The following is a 16,197-nucleotide window of genomic DNA, read 5'->3' on the forward strand; positions in this document are numbered from 1 at the left end:
CGGCGCTCCTTCGCGAAGAACCTGAGCGCGCCTCTGGGGGCGAACCGGGGGCAATTGAGCGCAGATCACGAGGAGAATTGCCGTCCTAGCCGGACCTCGCGCCTCGGGATGAACGGCCGCGACTCTTCCGCGGCGGGCGCGTGCTGTCGCGCAACATTAGCGTGGCTGGAAGCTTGATGTCCTTCCGCGGCCCGGCCCTGCCGTTCGTCATTAGCGTGATCAGTTCGGCCGCGGCGGTGGCTCCGAGGTCGCGACGGGGCTGGACGATGGTCGTCAAGGTCGGCTCGCAATAGTCGGCATAGGCGATGCCGTCGAAGCCAATGACGGAGAGATCGTCCGGGATCTGGAGGCCGGCGGCGCGCACGGTCTTGATCAGACCGATTGCCATTTCGTCATTGGCCGCAAACAGCGCGGTGGGACGCGCCGCGGGCTCGAGCGTCAGAAGCGCCCGGCCGGCCTCGACGCCGGTGTGGAAGGTGAAATCGCCGGGCAGTATCAAGCTCGCATCGGCCGCAATTCCCGCCTCGCGCAAGGCCTGCCGATAGCCTTCGAGACGCTGCTGCTCCAAGATGTTGGGGGTCGGCCCCGACAAATAGGCGATGCTTGTGTGGCCCAGCTCGACCAGGTGTCGCACCGCCTCGCGCGCAGTGCCGACATTGTCGATTGTGACCTGCGGGAAGTCTTCGCTGGGGATATACTCGCAAGCGGCGACTAAAGGCACGTGCGCGTCGCGCAGGTCGCGGTCCGGGCTGCGCATCACGTGGCCACACAAGAGCAGCACGCCGTCAGCCTGGCCGGCGCAGACTAGGTCGACGTAGCGCGCCTCCTTCTCCGGCGAGCCGGCCAGATTGGCAATGATGAGTCCGTAGCCGGCGGCCGACAGAGTGTCGTCGATGCCTTGTAGAACTTCAGCGAAGAACGGGTTGGCGATATCAGGCACCGCCACCAGCACGACCATGGTTTTGCGGACGCGCAGGTTCCTTGCGGAAATGTTCGGCGTGTAGCCGGTGTCGCGCACTGCGGCGAGGACGCGGGTGCGGGTCTCTTCAATCACGACCTCGGGGCGGGCCAGCGTCCGGCTGACGGTCGCAACCGAGACTCCCGCCAGTCGCGCGACGTCGGCGATTTTGGCCGCCTTCTGACGTGTCACTCTGGTTCGTTTGGCCATATCGAGGCTCGCCATCTCGGCGTCATGACGGGACTTGCAAAATCCTGAAGTTCTGCTAGCATCGGAATGTAATCGATTACATTCGGCATGTAAAGCCGCAACGAGCCCATAAGGGCCGCAAGTCGAACACACAGGCCTGCAAAGGCATATCCGGGAGGGAATGATGAAGCGCGCGCTGTTCGCATCGGTGGCGATTGTCGCCACGGCTTGGGCCTCGATACCCGTCTCCGCACAAGAGATGAAGGCCGAGGTTATCCACTGGTGGACCTCCGGCGGCGAGGCCGCCGCGGTCAAGGTGTTTGCCGATCAGTTCACCAAGGCAGGCGGAACATGGGTCGACAGCGCCGTCGCCGGTGCTGCGAATGCACGAAACGCCGCGATCACCCGCACCGTCGCCGGCAATCCGCCGACCGCCATGCAGCTCAACACCGGCAAGCAGTTCGACGAGTTGGTGGAGGGTGACCTGCTCGCCGATGTCAATGGGATCGCAACCGAAGGCAATTGGATAGGCGTGATGCCCGCCGCGATCATTGCCGCGGCGACCCGCAAGGGCAAGATGTATGCGGTGCCGATCAACATCCACGGTCAGAATTGGCTCTGGTACAACAAGGCTGTGCTCGCCTCCGTCGGCGCCGATGAGCCGAAGACCTGGAATGACGCGCTCGCCACTCTCGACAAGCTCAAGGCTGAGGGCAAGGTGATCCCGCTGGCGTTCTCGGGCCAGAAGAACTGGGAGCAAAATCTGTTCAACTCGGTCATGATCGGCGTCGGCGGTGCGCAGATGTGGACCGGCATCCTCGGCAAGCGCGACGTGTCGCTGGCGCAGAGCGCAGAGTTCAAGGCGGTCGCCGTCACCTACAAGAAGCTCAAGGACTATGTCGATGCCGGCGCGCCCGGCCGCAACTGGAATGATGCGACCAACATGGTCATCCAGGGCAAGGCCGGAATGCAGATCATGGGCGACTGGGCCAAAGGCGAGTTCGTCGCCGCCGGCAAGGTCCCCGAGAAGGATTATGGCTGCACCGTGCTGTCCAATGGCAGCGGCGGATATGTGATGGGCGGCGACGTCTTCGTATTCCCGAAGGCAAAGGACCCGGCCACCACAAAGGCGCAGATGACCCTGGCGAAGCTGATGCTGACGCCTGAGACCCAGATCCAGTTCGCGCTGAAGAAGGGCTCGATCCCGGTGCGTAGCGATGTTGATACGTCCGCACTCGACGCTTGCGCCCAGAAGGGCATGCGCTATGTCGCAGACAAGGCCCAGCAAATGCCGTCCGGCGACATGCTGGCGCCGCCCGCGCTGATCGGTGCACTACAGGATGCCATCTCGCAATATTGGAACACCAGTATGAGCGCCGATGAATTCTCCGCCAAGGTCGCTGCGGTGCTGAAGTCCGCGGAGTGATGCATCACAGAAGGCGGCTCACGAACTGTCGGCCGCCTTTCTTACCCGTCGACCTCTCCTCAATCCGGCGATGCGATGCGTCTTTCGCTGAACTCCCGACTTTCCGCGATCTCCGCGCTCTTGCCGGCGCTGCTCGTGATGCTCGTCGTCTATATCGGCGCCACCAGTTGGACCGTGTGGATGTCGCTGACCAATTCGCGGATGCTGCCGAACAACAATTTCGTCGGGCTTCGGCAATACGCGATGTTGTTCAATAACGATCGCTGGATCACCTCCGTCCACAATATCGTTATCTACGGCGTGCTGTTGGTTTCGCTCGCGCTCCTGATCGGCTTCCTGCTGGCGGTTGCGATCGACCAGAGGGTGAGGGCCGAGGACACGATCCGTTCGATCTTTCTTTACCCATATTCGATGTCCTTCGTCGTTACGGGCCTCGTCTGGCAATGGCTGCTCAATCCGACGCTGGGCATCCAGCACGTATTGCGCAGCTGGGGTTTCGAGGGCGCGACGTTCGACTGGATCGTGCGGCCGGAGACCGCGATCTATTGCCTGGTCATCGCAGGTGTCTGGCAAGCTTCCGGGCTGGTGATGGCGATCATGCTCGCCGGGTTGCGTGGCATTGACGATGAGATCTGGAAAGCGGCGCGGGTCGACGGCCTGCCGAAATGGCGGGTCTATGTCTCGATCATCATTCCAATGATGGGGGCGAGCTTCGCGACCGCCGCGGTGCTGCTGTCGACCGCTGTGGTGCGCCTCTACGACCTCTCGGTCGCGATGACCAATGGCGGGCCCGGCATCGCCTCGGAGGTGCCCGCCAAATTCGTCATGGATCATTTGTTCGAACGCGCCAATATCGGGCTTGCGACGGCGGCGGCCACCACCATGCTGATCACGGTCATCGCGGTGGTCGCGCCTTACCTCTATTGGCGCGCGCGCAGGGGAGAGGTGCGATGACCGCGATAGCGCAGCCCTTGCCCGCCGCCCGCCGGCCGAAGCGCATGACCCCGGCGCGCTGGGGCCTCTATGCCTTCATCTTCATTGCCGCGCTCTACTTTCTGCTGCCGCTCTATGTGATGGTCGTCACCTCGCTGAAGCCGATGGCGGAGATCCGGCAGGGCAATCTGTTGGCCTTGCCGGCAGCGCCCAGCATCGACGCGTGGGTCAAAGCGTGGACGTCGGCTTGTACCGGTCTGACCTGCCAGGGCATCAAGATCGGTTTTCTCAATTCGCTGCGCATCCTGGTGCCGTCGGTGGTCATCTCCATCCTGATCGGCTCGCTCACCGGCTATGCGCTGTCGCTGTGGCGTGTGCGCGGCGGCAACATCCTGTTCGGCGCGATGATGGTGGTCGCCTTCATCCCCTATCAGGTGTTCATCTATCCCTTGGTTCGCGTGTTCTCCTTCACCGGGCTCGGGCAGTCGCTCCTCACCATCGTGATCATCCACACGATCTTCGGCCTTCCCACGATGACGCTGCTGTTCCGCAACTATTTCGCGTCACTGCCGGTCGAGTTGTTCAAGGCCGCCCGCGTCGACGGCGCCGGCTTCTACCAGATCTATGCGCGCATCATGATGCCGATGGCCACCCCCATGATCGTGGTCGCGGTGATCTTGCAGACCACCGGCATCTGGAACGATTTCATCCTGGGGCTCGTCTTCGCCGGCCGCGACAATTTGCCGATGACGGTACAGCTCAACAACATCGTCAATTCGACGCAAGGCGAGCGCGCCTACAACGTCGACATGGCGGCGACGCTGCTGACCGCGCTGTTGCCGCTCGTCGTTTATTTCGGCTCCGGCCGCTGGTTCGTGCGCGGCATTGCCGCCGGCGCAGTGAAGGGCTGACGCAACATGCAGAAATCGAGCGTCGATATCAGAAGCCTGCAGATCGGCTTTGGCGGCCTGAAGGTGCTGGAGAATCTCGATCTCCATGTTGGTGAGTCCGAGTTTCTCGTGCTGCTTGGGCCATCCGGCTGCGGCAAGTCGACATTGCTCAACGCCATCGCCGGGTTGATCGACGTCAAGGGCGGAGAGATCCATATCGGCGGCCGCGATGTCACCTGGGCAGAACCGAAGGATCGCGGCATCGCGATGGTGTTCCAGAGCTACGCACTGTATCCGCGCATGAGCGTGCGCCGGAATATGTCGTTCGGGTTGACCGTCGCGGGCACGCCGCGCGACGAGATCGAGCGCCGCGTCGGAGAGGCCGCGCAAATGCTGCGGCTCAACAGCCTCCTCGATCGCCGTCCCAGTGAGCTCTCCGGCGGCCAGCGCCAGCGTGTCGCGATCGGACGGGCGCTGGTGCGTCATGCCGGCGTCTATCTGTTCGACGAGCCGCTCTCCAATCTGGACGCCCAACTGCGCGCCGAGCTCAGGGTCGAGATCAAGCGGCTGCATGCACGGCTCGGTGCCACCATGATCTACGTGACGCACGATCAGATCGAGGCGCTGACGCTCGCGGACCGGATCGCGGTGATGCAGGGTGGCGTGATCCAGCAGCTCGATACGCCGAAGAAGATCTATCGCGAACCCGTCAACCGATTCGTCGCTTCTTTCGTCGGCTCGCCCGCGATGAACTTCATTCCCGGCCGGCTCACGCGCGGCAGCGAGGCCGCCTTCATCGCCGGCGTGAACCGGCTCAGCTTGAACGGTTATGTCTTTCGCAGCCAGCCGACCGACGCGCCGGCCGTTCTCGGCATCCGGCCCGAGCATATCGAGTTGACTGCGTCCGACGATCCATCCGCCGTGTCCGCGCGCGTCGAGATGGTCGAGCCGATGGGCGCCGACACGCTGATCTGGTGCCGCCTTGCCGACGGCACCGCCTTCTCCTTCCGCCATGACGCCGACGCGCAGGTGCATGTCGGAGACACGCTCAACGTCCGGTTCCCCGCTGAAGCCCTGTCGCTGTTCGATGAGACAACCGGGCAGCGCCTCTAGATCCTCCACTCAGCAGAAAGCGAGACATGACCAAGCCGATCGACCGATTCTCCATCCAGCTCTATTCTGCTCGCTCCATCACCCCGCTCGAGGCGCAATTCGCGCTGCTGTCCAGTCTCGGCTACACGATGGTCGAGCCCTGGGGCGCACTCTTCAGCGATCCCGAGACGCTGAAGGGGCTCCTCGATGTCCACGGGATGACAGCGCCGAGCGCCCATGTCGGCCTCGACCGACTGCGAGAGGATGCGGTCGGCACGGCGAGGATGTGCAAGGGACTCGGCATCGAGACCGTCTTCGCGCCGGCCCCACCTTTGGGTGAGCGCGAGGGCGGCGAAAAGGAATGGCGCGGGATCGGGCGCGAGCTTGCGGAAATCGGCAAGGCGGTGACCGGCGCGGGGCTCAAATTCGGCTGGCACAACCATCATTGGGAATATGGCCGCACCGAAAGCGGCAAGACATATCTCGAATGCCTGTTCGAAGAGGCTCCCGATCTCGTCTGGGAGGCCGATCTCGCATGGATCGTGCGCGGTGGCGGCGATCCGGTCGCCGAGATTAAGAAACATGCGCAGCGCCTGGTCGCCTGCCATATCAAGGATCTCGCACCATCGGGACAATGCGCCGACGAGGACGGATGGGCCGATCCCGGCCACGGCGCCATGAATTGGGCGGCGCTGCGCGCGGCAATGCAGGAGGCCGGGGTCTCGCTGTTCGTCGCCGAGCACGACAAGCCGAACGACGTCGCCCGCTTCGCGCGCCGGGCGCGTGAGACCGTGGCCGCATGGACGTGACGGGGAGGGGGTCATGAGCAAGCTCGGAGTCGGCGTCGTCGGGTGCGGCAACATCTCGACGATTTATATGCACAACATGCCGAAATTCCGCGATCTCAGGCTGGTCGCCTGCGCCGATCAGCGGCCGGAGGCCGCACAAGCTCAGGCGGCGAAGTTCGAGATCGAGGCGTTGTCGATCGAGGCGCTGCTGGCGCGTCCCGACATCCAGATCATCGTCAATCTTACGACGCCGGAGGCGCATTTCGCGATCAGCCACGCCGCGTTGACCGCGAACAAGCACGTGTTCGGCGAAAAGCCGATTACGATCGAGGCCAATGACGCCGCGACGCTGGTGGCGGAGGCGACCCGTCGCGGCCTGAAGCTCGGTTGCGCGCCGGATACTTTCCTTGGTGGCGGCGGGCGGATGGCGCGCGAACTCGTGGATGCGGGGCGGATCGGCAAAGTGCTCTATGGCACTTGCTTTCTAATGTCGCATGGCATGGAGCACTGGCACCCCGATCCGACCTTCTTCTTCAAGCGAGGCGGCGGGCCGATCCTCGACATGGGGCCGTATTACCTTGCGGCCCTCATCAACCTGTTGGGGCCGGTTGCTGCGGTGCAGGGACGTGCGAGCGCCGGTTTCGCCACGCGGCTTGTTACCTCGAAGGGGCCGATGAACGGCAAGACCATTGCGGTGGAAACGCCGACGACGGTGATGTCGCTGCTGCATTTCGAGTCAGGCGCCGACATCATCTTTGCGATGAGCTGGGACGTTTGGAAGCACGGACACCCGCCGATCGAGCTTTACGGCACCGAGGGCTCGCTGCGGGTGCCGGACCCCAACTTCTTCGGCGGCGCCCTGCAATACACCGAGAAAGGTGGCGACTGGATCTCGGTCGCAGCCGACGACCGGCCGTTCGGCAAGCCCAACTGGCGCTCGCCGAATTGGGCCGATCACATGCCGAACCAGGCCAACTATCGTTGTCTGGGCGTCGCCGAACTCGCAAGTGCGGTGCTGCGCGGCACGCCACACCGCTCCTCTGGAGCGCTGGCGAGCCACGCGCTGGAGGTGAAGCACGCGATCCTCAAGGCCAGCGTCGAAGGCGGAGAGATCGCAGTGCGCTCGCGCGTCGAGCGACCGGAGCCGCTGTCCGACGGTGATGCGATGGCGTTGTGGGCCGGGGAGACGTTCTAAAGCGGGACTGCCCCGCCAGATGGGGTGTTCAGGGTAGAAGGAAGCATTCGATGAAGATGATCAAGGGACCAGCGATATTCCTCGCTCAGTTCGCTGCCGACGTGGCACCGTTCAACTCCTTCGACTCGATCTGCGGATGGGCCGCCTCGCTCGGCTACAAGGGCGTCCAGATTCCGAGCTGGGATGGGCGGCTCTTCGATCTGAAGAAGGCCTCGGAATCGCAGACCTATGCCGACGAGGTGAAGGGTATCGCAGCCCGTCACGGCCTTTCCATCACCGAGCTCTCGACCCATTTGCAGGGTCAACTCGTCGCCGTTCATCCGGCCTATGACGCGGCCTTCGACGGTTTCGCGGCACCCGAGGTTCGCGGCAATCCGAAGGCGCGCACCGAATGGGCCGTCGACCAGGTCAAGCGCGCGATCCTGGCATCCAGTCGCCTCGGGCTCACAGCGCACGCGACCTTCTCTGGCGCACTTGCGTGGCCCTACATTTATCCGTGGCCGCAACGTCCGGCCGGCCTCATCGAGGCTGCCTTCGACGAGCTCGCGAAGCGCTGGCGGCCGATCCTCGACCACGCGGACCAGCACGGCGTCGATCTCGCCTATGAGATCCACCCCGGCGAGGATCTTCACGACGGCGTCTCCTACGAGATGTTCCTCGATCGGGTGAATAACCACAAGCGCGCCAACCTGCTCTACGACCCCTCGCACTTCGTGTTGCAGCAGCTCGACTATCTCGACTACATCGACATCTACCACCAGCGCATCAAGGCCTTCCACGTCAAGGACGCCGAGTTCAATCCGACCGGTCGCCAGGGCGTCTATGGTGGGTTCCAAGGCTGGGTGGACCGTGCCGGTCGCTTCCGCTCGCTCGGCGATGGCCAGGTCGATTTCGGCGCGATCTTCTCAAAGCTCACGCAGTACGATTTCGGGAGCTGGGCGGTGCTCGAATGGGAGTGTGCGCTGAAGCATCCCGAACAGGGCGCGCGCGAAGGTGCGGAGTTCATCAAGAACCACATCATCCGCGGCACCGAAAAAGCCTTCGACGATTTCGCAGGTTCCGGTGCTGACCAGCAGGCGAACCGGAAGATGCTCGGCATCTCCTGAGCGAGGGAAGCAATATGGCTATCGAAGCAAGCAATGAAGCTGGCGGTCATCGTCGCATCCGGCTCGGCATGGTCGGTGGTGGCCAGGGAGCCTTTATCGGTGCCGTGCACCGCATCGCGGCCCGCATCGACGATCAATTCGAGCTCGTTGCCGGGGCGCTCGCGTCCGATCCGGTCCGGGCGAAGGCCTCGGCGAAGGAGCTCGGCATTGCCGACGATCGCGCCTATGGCTCCTTCGAAGAGATGGCGATGCGTGAGGCCGCGCGAGCTGATGGCATCGAGGCGGTCTCGATCGTAACGCCAAACCACATGCACAGCCCGGTCGCGAAGGCCTTCCTTGAAGCCGGCATTCACGTCATCTGCGACAAGCCGCTGACGACGACCGTGGCGGAGGCCGAAGAGCTGGTGGCGCTCGTCAAGAAGAGCGGCAAGGTATTCGTGGTGACGCACAACTACACGGGCTATCCCATGATCCGGCAGGCCCGCGCCATGATCGCGAATGGCGAGCTCGGCGAGATCCGGCTGGTCCATGCCGAATATCTCCAGGATTGGCTGACCGAGCGATTGGAGGCGAGCAGCCACAAACAGGCGGCGTGGCGCACGGATCCGGCCCGGTCCGGCGCCGGCGGCTGCATCGGCGACATCGGCACGCACGCCTATAATCTTGCCTGCTTCGTCACCGGGCTCGAGCTCGACGAATTGCTCGCGCAACTGTCGACCTTCGTCGAAGGGCGGCGGCTCGATGACGATGTCCAGATCCTGCTCAAGTGGAAAGGCGGCGCGAAGGGCACGCTCTGGGCGAGCCAGGTCGCCGTCGGCAATGAAAACGCCCTCACGCTGCGCGTTTACGGCAGCAAGGGCGGCCTAGAATGGGCGCAGGAGAATCCGAACCAGCTCTGGTTCACGCCGTACGGCCGGCCGAAGCAGCTCCTGACCCGCGGCGGCGCCGGCGTCGTGAGCGAAGCGGGTCGGGTCAGCCGCATCCCCTCCGGTCACCCCGAGGGTTACCTCGAAGGTTTCGCGACCATCTATGCCGAGGCGGCGCGCGCCATCCGCGCGGCAGAGGCCGGCCAAAAGCCCGATCCCGAGGTGATCTTCCCGACCGTTGGAGATGGCCTAGCAGGCGTGAAGTTCATCGATGCTGCCGTGAAGTCCGCAACATGCAATGGCGCCTGGGTTCGGATGACGTAATCGCCGACGCCTCCATGAGGCAGTCGGTCGATGCGGCGCTCGCTGCGATGAAAGGGCTCATCTTGGCGTCCCGGTCGGCGGAGGATTATTTCGATGCCGAAGAAAAGAGTGCACCATTGCGGCTCCGTTTCACGAAGTCGGATGGCCCGGTCTGACGCCAGCCACGGCCGAAAACACGATGAGAATTTCTCAAGGAACGTCCTTCCACGTTCCAGCGCGATTCGATGCGTGAATGGTCTCGACGAGCGTTTGAATGCGCAGGCCAGCGCGGAAGTTGAATGGCTCCGATCGACGTCCAGCGATAGCGTCCAGGTAGCCCGCGGCTTCGATCGCCTTCAGGTCGTTGAAACCAAGCTGGTGGCCTGGCGCAACGCAGAACAGGCCGTATGGCGGATGCTCGGGGCCTGCCTCGATCCGGCGGAATCCCTGACGGCCACGGTGGTCATCGGTCGAGAAGAAATACAACTCGTTGAATCGTTCCTGGCTGAAGGCGAGGGTGCCTCTGCTTCCATAGACCTCGAAGTCGTGTTGCATCTTTCGCCCTGTCGCAATCCAATTCCCCTCGATAGAGCCGGAGGCGCCGTTGGCGAAACGGAGGAAAGCTCGGCCAACATCATCGACTTCGACGGGCCTCCGGCCGCTTTTGCCATCTGGACGTTCCTTGATCATCGTGACGCAATCGCCCATGACCCGGATGATCGGTCCGGCGGCTTGACCCAACAGGAATTCGGCGGTGGCTAGTGCGTGGCTGCCAATGTCGGCCAGCGCGCCGCCGCCCGTCGGGTCATGCCGGAAGGTGAACGGCCCGGTGTTGTCGGCCATGTAGTCTTCGGCGTGGACACCGCGGTAGCCGCGTATCTCGCCGAGTTCTCCCGCCGCGATCATATCGCGTGCGAGGCCCAGCATGGGGTTGCAAAGGTAGTTGAAACCGACCTGCGTCTTGACTCCGGCCGCTTCGGCGGCCTCGGCCATTTCGCGAGCGTCTGTCGCAAGCGGCGCCAGCGGCTTTTCGCAATACACATGCTTGCCCTCGGCAATCGCAGCCAAGGCCATTTGCTTGTGGAGTGCGTTGGGCGTGGTGATGTTCACGACGTCGATACCCGGATCCGCCACGAGCGAGTGCCAGTCCGAGGTCGCGCGCGCGAAGCCTAGGGCCGAGGCTGCTTTCGCGGCTGCCTCGTCGCTAATATCCGCGATCATATGCAGTTCCAGCTCGAAGGGGAGGTCGAAGACACGCGCGGCGATGGAGTAACCGAAAGCGTGGGTCTTACCCATGAATCCGCTACCGATGAGGCCGATGCGAAGCTTCGGTTTAGTCATGTCGGAAATCCCTGTTCACGATGAGGTCCGAGTTGAGGCGACCTACGAAACAATCGAGCACGTTTCTGAATGGAAGAGGCGCTGGCAATAATTGTTGCGGAAAGATATTATTGTCAATATTCAATGCAGGTGGTTATGTTCCTCGCAAACCGTCGAAGGAGGAGATCACATGACCGGCCCGACAATCCGACTCACCATGGCCCAGGCCGTGGTGCGGTGGCTGACTCAACAATTCACCGAAATCGATGGTGTTCGCGTGCCCCTGTTCGCCGGCGTCTTCGGCATTTTTGGTCATGGGAACGTGACCTGCCTGTCCGAGGCCCTGGAGGCGGTGCAGGACCAGCTGCCGACCTGGCGCGGACAGAACGAGCAGTCGATGGCATTGGCGGCTATCGGTTTCGCGAAGGCCAAGCTTCGGCGGCAAATCATGGTAGCGACGTCGTCCATTGGCCCCGGAGCCCTGAACATGGTGACGGCGGCGGGCACAGCTCACGCAAACCGCTTGCCCGTCCTTCTCATCTCCGGCGATACGTTCACCAACCGGCTGCCGGATCCAGTTCTCCAGCAGGTCGAGCATTTTGGCGACCCGACCGTCACTGTGAATGACGCTTTCAAGGCGGTCACGCGTTACTGGGATCGGATCACTCATCCCGCGCAGATCATTTCTTCGCTGCCGCAGGCAGTGGCCGCCATGCTCGATCCGGCTGATTGCGGCCCGGCCTTTCTTGCGCTGCCACAGGACACTCAGGAGGTAGCCTTCGACTACCCCGGGGTCTTCTTCGAATCTCGAACTTGGACCATCCCGCGTCTGCGTCCCGATCGTCAGAAACTCGCGGAAGCAGCCGCGCTGCTCAAAACCGCGAAGAAGCCGCTTCTCATCTCTGGCGGCGGCGTGCGGTACTCGCTGGCGGGAAATGTCGTCGCAGATTTTGCGGTCAAGCGTGGAATTCCTATTGTGGAGACGGTCGCCGGCAAGGGCGCGGTGACCCACTATCACCCGGCCCATGCGGGGCCGATCGGAATTATCGGCTCAACCTCTGCGAATGCACTCGCAGCCGAAGCCGACGTTATCCTTGCGGTGGGTACGCGCCTTCAGGATTTCACGACAGGGTCATGGACCGCCTTCAGCCCGGACGCGCGCTTCATCTCGATCAACGCGGCCAGGTTCGATGCTGTGAAGCATCGTGCGCTGGCCGTGGTGGGCGACGCGCGGGAGACGATTGAAGAACTCGATGCGTCGCTCGGCGCGTGGCGCGTCGACCCTGCCCACATGGCGCGTGCTCAGATGCTCTTTAGGGAATGGGACGCGCTGCTCGAGTCACTGCAGGCCCCCAGCAACGCTCCGGTGCCGACCTACGCGCAGATAGTCCAGGCCGTGAATGCATCCGCCGGCGAGAGAGATACCTTGATTTCAGCCGCTGGCGGGCTGCCCGGCGAAGTGGCAAAGGGCTGGCGCGTCAAGGCGCCGAACACCTTTGACCTTGAGTTCGGCTTCTCTTGCATGGGCTACGAGGTCGCGGCCGGTTGGGGCCATGCGATGGCCAATTCCGGGCCCGGCGGACTCGGCGGCACGCCGATCGTGATGGTCGGCGACGGCACCTATTTGATGATGAACTCGGACATCTATTCGACAGTTCTGAGTGGTCACAAGATGATTGTTGTGGTCTGCGACAATGGCGGGTTCGCGGTGATCAACCGGTTGCAACAATTCAAAGGCGTGCCGGGATTCAATAATTTGTTGACCGATTGTCGAGTTCAGAATCGCGACAGTCCTCTTCACGTTGATTTTGCCAAGCACGCCGAGTCCATGGGGGCGGCTGCACGACTTTGCGAGAGCCTTGCCGATTTTGTTGCCGCGCTCGAATGGGCCAAAGGCAACGACCGCACCACCGTGCTTTCGATCGCCTCGGACGCTTTTTCGTGGGTTCCTGGCGATGCGGATTGGGACGTAGGCGTGCCCCAAGTATCGTCGCGCGAGACGGTTCGAAGCGCGCGCAAACAGCAAGACGCGATCCGCGCGAAGCAGCGCATCGGAGTGTGAGAAGTCATGAAAGCGAAACTTGGAATTGCTCCCATTGCCTGGTGGAACGACGATCTCGCCGAGCTGTCCGATGACGTGAGCCTGGAAGAATGCTTACGGCAGGCGAGTGTCGCGGGTTTCACGGGAATGGAGACCGGACGGCGTTTCCCCATGAACATGAAGGAGCTCGGGCCGATACTCGCCCGGTTCGGCATCTCCGTGTGCGGCGGCTGGTTCTCTGGCCTTCTGCTCGACGGTGACATCGAACGGGAAAAGGACCGCGTTCGCGCCCAGATGGATTTTTTCATTGCGGCGAAGGCGCCTTGCATCGTCTACGGCGAAACTGCGCGCTCGATCCAGGGCATTCGCTCCGCGCCGCTCGATACCAAACCCAGGCTTTCGGACGAGGAGATGAAGGGCTATGGACGCAAGATGACCGTTTTCGCCGAGTGGTGTGCCGAGCAGGGAATGCCGATCGCTTACCATCACCACATGGCTGCGGCGATCGAGACCGAAGCTGAACTCGACCTCCTCATGGCGAATTCTGGTGAGGCGTTAGCGCTGTTGTTCGATGCTGGCCACATGGCTTTTGCCGGCGGTAACGTCTTGCACGTCATCGACAAACATCATTCCCGCATCAGTCATGTGCATACCAAAGACGTCCGCAGCAGCGTCATCGACAAGCTCGACCGGAAACGGGAGAGCTTCCTCGACGCGGTGGTGAAAGGGGCGTTCACCGTGCCGGGCGACGGCTCGCTCGACTTTGCCACGATCATCGCCCGCCTTGCGTCTTACGGCTACGAGGGATGGTTCGTCGTCGAAGCTGAGCAGGATCCTAAGGTCAGTCCGCCGTTGGAAATGGCCAAGAAAGGCCACGCGGAACTGATGCGCTTGATGGCATCTTCCGGATACGAAGTCGTGCAATGAGCCGTATCGATCGGGAGGGAGTGAAATGAGCATCGGGATCGGAGTCATCGGGACGGGTGTCATGGGCGCCGAGCATGCTCGGATACTCCGACACGAGACTCCCGGTGCTCATCTTGCCGGGATTTGTGACGCCGACGCGACTCGGGCGCAGGCAGTTGCCTCTGGAGCAACCGTCTTTTCGGATCCTCAATCGTTGATCGCGTCGGATCAGATCGACGCAATCGTGATTGCATCGCCCGACGCCACACATGCGGCGTTAACACTAGCCTGTATCGAGGCGGGGAAGCCTGTTCTCTGCGAAAAGCCTTTGGCGTCGTCAGCAGCGGATGCCTTGGACGTGGTGCAGGCGGAAGTCGCTTTGGGTCGCAGGCTCATCCAGGTCGGATACATGCGTCGGTTTGACCCCGGCTATCAGCAGATCAAGCGCGTCAAAGACGCCGGTGAATTGGGTGGCCCGGTGTTGTTGCACAACGTGCATCGAAATGTGCGCGCGCCGGAGTGGTTCAACGGTTCGATGGCCATCACGAATTCGTTCGTCCACGAGATCGACATCAGCCGTTGGCTTTTGGGGTCGGAGATGGTTTCGGTGCACGTGGAGGCAGGCCCCGGCGGTGAACCCCTCATGATCACGATGAAGACCGACAAGAACGAGATTGTTTCGACCGAGGTCTTCGTGAATGCCAGCTACGGCTATCACGTCTATGTCGAACTGGTCGGCCGGCAGGGCACGATCTCGCTGGCTCCTGCATCGCTGACGCTGGTGAACAGAGACAGAGCCGGCGGTCATTCGTATCCGGACAATTGGGTGCCGAGGTTCGAGGAGGCGTATCGCAGGCAGATGGCTGATTGGGTCAGCGCTGTGAAGACCGGAGCGTCGGTTGGAGCGAGCGCATGGGACGGCTATGTCGCCTCGGCCATCGCAGAGCAAGTCGCTGGGGCTCTCGCCGGAAATGGTGTGACAACCCTGAAATATGGACCGCGCCCCTCGCTGTATGACTGACAGATAGCAAGCGAACGAGGCTGGAAGGAATTCGACCAGCCGCTCACGCGATCCAAATGAGAATCCCGGGAGAGGAAATGATGATCAAGTATGCAGTTGTCGGCGCAGGCTGGATTTCGCAACAGGCCTTCTTGCCGGGCGTTGGACAGTCCGCAAACTCGAAGGTCACCGCGATCGTGACCGGTGATCGAGACAAGGCCGCGCGGTTGGCGGAGTTCCATGGTGTTGGCCAGATCGTCGGTTATGACGGATACGATGCCCTTTTGAGAGGCTCCGACGTCGACGCGGTGTATATTGCTCTGCCCAACCACCTGCATGCGGACTACGCTGTTCGGGCGGCGCGCGCCGGCAAGCACGTCTTGGTCGAGAAGCCGCTGGCAACCAACGAGCAAGACGCGCTCGTCATGATCGCCGCTGCGCGTGAAGCCGGCGTGTTTCTGATGACCGCCTACCGGCTCCACAACGAACCCGGAACTGTTGCGGTCCTTGAACACATTCGCAATGACGCAATCGGCCGGCCGCTCTTCTTTCAATCGGTGTTCAGTTTCCAGGCGCCGCCAGAGAACCACAGACTGAAAGCTGCGAGTTGGGGCGGACCGCTCCAGGACGTAGGGGTTTACTGCGTCAATGCGGCTCGTCACATCTTTGCTGAAGAGCCGATCGAGGCCATGGCGATGGCGCATCGACCGAACGACGATCCGCGTTTTCGTGAGGTGGAAGCGTCCGTTGCAGCTTTGCTGCGTTTCCCTTCGGGCGGTTTGGCGCAATTCGTCGCCAGCTTCGGGGCGGCCGCCGCCGACAATTATCGGGTCGTCGGGACGGCCGGCGAGCTCGAACTCGATCCCGGCTTCAGGTTCGAGGCTGCAACAAAACTACGTCTGCGCCGCGACGGCGAGGTCCGCGAAACGCAGTTTCCGCAAATCGACCATTTTGGCGCGCAGGTGGAATATTTTTCAGATTGCATCAAGACTGGAACGCCGCCCGAGGCTGATGGCGAGGAGGGGTTGGCCGACTTGCGCGCACTGGTCGCAATTGAAACGGCGGCCTTGACCGGACAACCGCAAACCATCACATCCCGTCCACGTGCCCGCCATCCGACGCCCGATATGGTGCGAGTTACCCCGGTGACCGATCGACGACTGGTTTTATGAGAGCGTGACGAG

The 16,197-nt window shown here is 62.5% G+C and carries 14 protein-coding genes; 12 read left to right on the forward strand and 2 right to left on the reverse strand.

What is annotated here, in order from left to right:
* Positions 1-85: 85 nt before the first annotated feature.
* Positions 86-1,168, reverse strand: a complete 1,083-nt coding sequence (locus tag KUF59_RS12975; protein WP_249140194.1) for a LacI family DNA-binding transcriptional regulator — start codon at positions 1,166-1,168, stop codon at positions 86-88.
* Positions 1,169-1,331: 163 nt separating this feature from the next.
* On the opposite strand from KUF59_RS12975, the gene KUF59_RS12980 reads away from it, so the two are divergent.
* The 8 genes from KUF59_RS12980 (at position 1,332) to KUF59_RS13015 (ending at position 9,767) form a co-directional block, all read left to right on the forward strand.
* Positions 1,332-2,573: an ABC transporter substrate-binding protein gene (locus tag KUF59_RS12980; protein WP_212457055.1), complete on the forward strand. Its 1,242-nt coding sequence runs from the start codon at positions 1,332-1,334 to the stop codon at positions 2,571-2,573.
* Between the two features lie 75 nt (positions 2,574-2,648).
* Positions 2,649-3,527 (forward strand): carbohydrate ABC transporter permease, encoded by an 879-nt coding sequence (locus KUF59_RS12985; protein WP_212457054.1) that lies wholly within the window; start codon positions 2,649-2,651, stop codon positions 3,525-3,527.
* Positions 3,528-3,532: 5 nt separating this feature from the next.
* The gene (locus KUF59_RS12990; protein WP_212457427.1) at positions 3,533-4,417 is read left to right on the forward strand and encodes a carbohydrate ABC transporter permease; all 885 of its coding nucleotides are present in this window, start codon (positions 3,533-3,535) and stop codon (positions 4,415-4,417) included.
* A gap of 6 nt (positions 4,418-4,423) precedes the next feature.
* On the forward strand, positions 4,424-5,509 hold the full coding sequence (locus tag KUF59_RS12995) for an ABC transporter ATP-binding protein (protein WP_212457053.1): 1,086 nt from the start codon (positions 4,424-4,426) through the stop codon (positions 5,507-5,509).
* Between the two features lie 26 nt (positions 5,510-5,535).
* The gene (locus tag KUF59_RS13000; protein ID WP_212457052.1) at positions 5,536-6,297 is read left to right on the forward strand and encodes a sugar phosphate isomerase/epimerase family protein; all 762 of its coding nucleotides are present in this window, start codon (positions 5,536-5,538) and stop codon (positions 6,295-6,297) included.
* A gap of 13 nt (positions 6,298-6,310) precedes the next feature.
* The gene (locus KUF59_RS13005; protein ID WP_212457051.1) at positions 6,311-7,471 is read left to right on the forward strand and encodes a Gfo/Idh/MocA family protein; all 1,161 of its coding nucleotides are present in this window, start codon (positions 6,311-6,313) and stop codon (positions 7,469-7,471) included.
* Positions 7,472-7,521: 50 nt separating this feature from the next.
* Positions 7,522-8,577: a sugar phosphate isomerase/epimerase family protein gene (locus tag KUF59_RS13010; protein ID WP_212457050.1), complete on the forward strand. Its 1,056-nt coding sequence runs from the start codon at positions 7,522-7,524 to the stop codon at positions 8,575-8,577.
* Between the two features lie 14 nt (positions 8,578-8,591).
* Entirely contained in the window at positions 8,592-9,767 is a 1,176-nt protein-coding gene (locus tag KUF59_RS13015; protein WP_212457049.1) for a Gfo/Idh/MocA family protein, read from the forward strand.
* A gap of 189 nt (positions 9,768-9,956) precedes the next feature.
* Here KUF59_RS13015 and KUF59_RS13020 read toward each other — a convergent pair whose 3' ends face one another.
* A complete protein-coding gene (locus KUF59_RS13020; protein WP_212457048.1) occupies positions 9,957-11,087 on the reverse strand; it encodes a Gfo/Idh/MocA family protein in 1,131 nt (376 codons plus the stop codon).
* Positions 11,088-11,256: 169 nt separating this feature from the next.
* Here KUF59_RS13020 and iolD point away from each other — a divergent pair, with 169 nt between their 5' ends.
* From iolD to KUF59_RS13040, 4 genes are all read left to right on the forward strand, one after another.
* On the forward strand, positions 11,257-13,128 hold the full coding sequence (gene iolD, locus KUF59_RS13025) for a 3D-(3,5/4)-trihydroxycyclohexane-1,2-dione acylhydrolase (decyclizing) (RefSeq protein ID WP_212457047.1): 1,872 nt from the start codon (positions 11,257-11,259) through the stop codon (positions 13,126-13,128).
* 6 nt (positions 13,129-13,134) lie between these two features.
* On the forward strand, positions 13,135-14,034 hold the full coding sequence (gene iolE, locus KUF59_RS13030) for a myo-inosose-2 dehydratase (protein WP_212457046.1): 900 nt from the start codon (positions 13,135-13,137) through the stop codon (positions 14,032-14,034).
* Between the two features lie 25 nt (positions 14,035-14,059).
* Complete coding sequence (locus tag KUF59_RS13035; protein WP_212457045.1) at positions 14,060-15,034, forward strand: Gfo/Idh/MocA family protein; 975 nt, start codon at positions 14,060-14,062, stop codon at positions 15,032-15,034.
* Positions 15,035-15,111: 77 nt separating this feature from the next.
* Positions 15,112-16,185, forward strand: coding sequence for a Gfo/Idh/MocA family protein (locus KUF59_RS13040; RefSeq protein WP_212457044.1), 1,074 nt, complete (start codon positions 15,112-15,114; stop codon positions 16,183-16,185).
* Positions 16,186-16,197 lie beyond the last annotated feature (12 nt).

Origin of the sequence: Bradyrhizobium arachidis (genome assembly GCF_024758505.1) — a bacterium.
GTDB classification, from domain to species: Bacteria; Pseudomonadota; Alphaproteobacteria; order Rhizobiales; family Xanthobacteraceae; genus Bradyrhizobium; species Bradyrhizobium manausense_C.

Excerpts from the sequence above, each read along its gene's own strand:
- KUF59_RS12975 (WP_249140194.1), bottom strand. The coding sequence starts at position 1,168 with ATGGCCAAACGAACCAGAGTGACACGTCAGAAGGCGGCCAAAATCGCC.
- KUF59_RS12980 (WP_212457055.1), top strand. The coding sequence starts at position 1,332 with ATGAAGCGCGCGCTGTTCGCATCGGTGGCGATTGTCGCCACGGCTTGG.
- KUF59_RS12985 (WP_212457054.1), top strand. The coding sequence starts at position 2,649 with ATGCGTCTTTCGCTGAACTCCCGACTTTCCGCGATCTCCGCGCTCTTG.
- KUF59_RS12995 (WP_212457053.1), top strand. The coding sequence starts at position 4,424 with ATGCAGAAATCGAGCGTCGATATCAGAAGCCTGCAGATCGGCTTTGGC.
- KUF59_RS13000 (WP_212457052.1), top strand. The coding sequence starts at position 5,536 with ATGACCAAGCCGATCGACCGATTCTCCATCCAGCTCTATTCTGCTCGC.
- KUF59_RS13005 (WP_212457051.1), top strand. The coding sequence starts at position 6,311 with ATGAGCAAGCTCGGAGTCGGCGTCGTCGGGTGCGGCAACATCTCGACG.
- KUF59_RS13010 (WP_212457050.1), top strand. The coding sequence starts at position 7,522 with ATGAAGATGATCAAGGGACCAGCGATATTCCTCGCTCAGTTCGCTGCC.
- KUF59_RS13015 (WP_212457049.1), top strand. The coding sequence starts at position 8,592 with ATGGCTATCGAAGCAAGCAATGAAGCTGGCGGTCATCGTCGCATCCGG.
- KUF59_RS13020 (WP_212457048.1), bottom strand. The coding sequence starts at position 11,087 with ATGACTAAACCGAAGCTTCGCATCGGCCTCATCGGTAGCGGATTCATG.
- iolD (WP_212457047.1), top strand. The coding sequence starts at position 11,257 with ATGACCGGCCCGACAATCCGACTCACCATGGCCCAGGCCGTGGTGCGG.
- iolE (WP_212457046.1), top strand. The coding sequence starts at position 13,135 with ATGAAAGCGAAACTTGGAATTGCTCCCATTGCCTGGTGGAACGACGAT.
- KUF59_RS13035 (WP_212457045.1), top strand. The coding sequence starts at position 14,060 with ATGAGCATCGGGATCGGAGTCATCGGGACGGGTGTCATGGGCGCCGAG.
- KUF59_RS13040 (WP_212457044.1), top strand. The coding sequence starts at position 15,112 with ATGATGATCAAGTATGCAGTTGTCGGCGCAGGCTGGATTTCGCAACAG.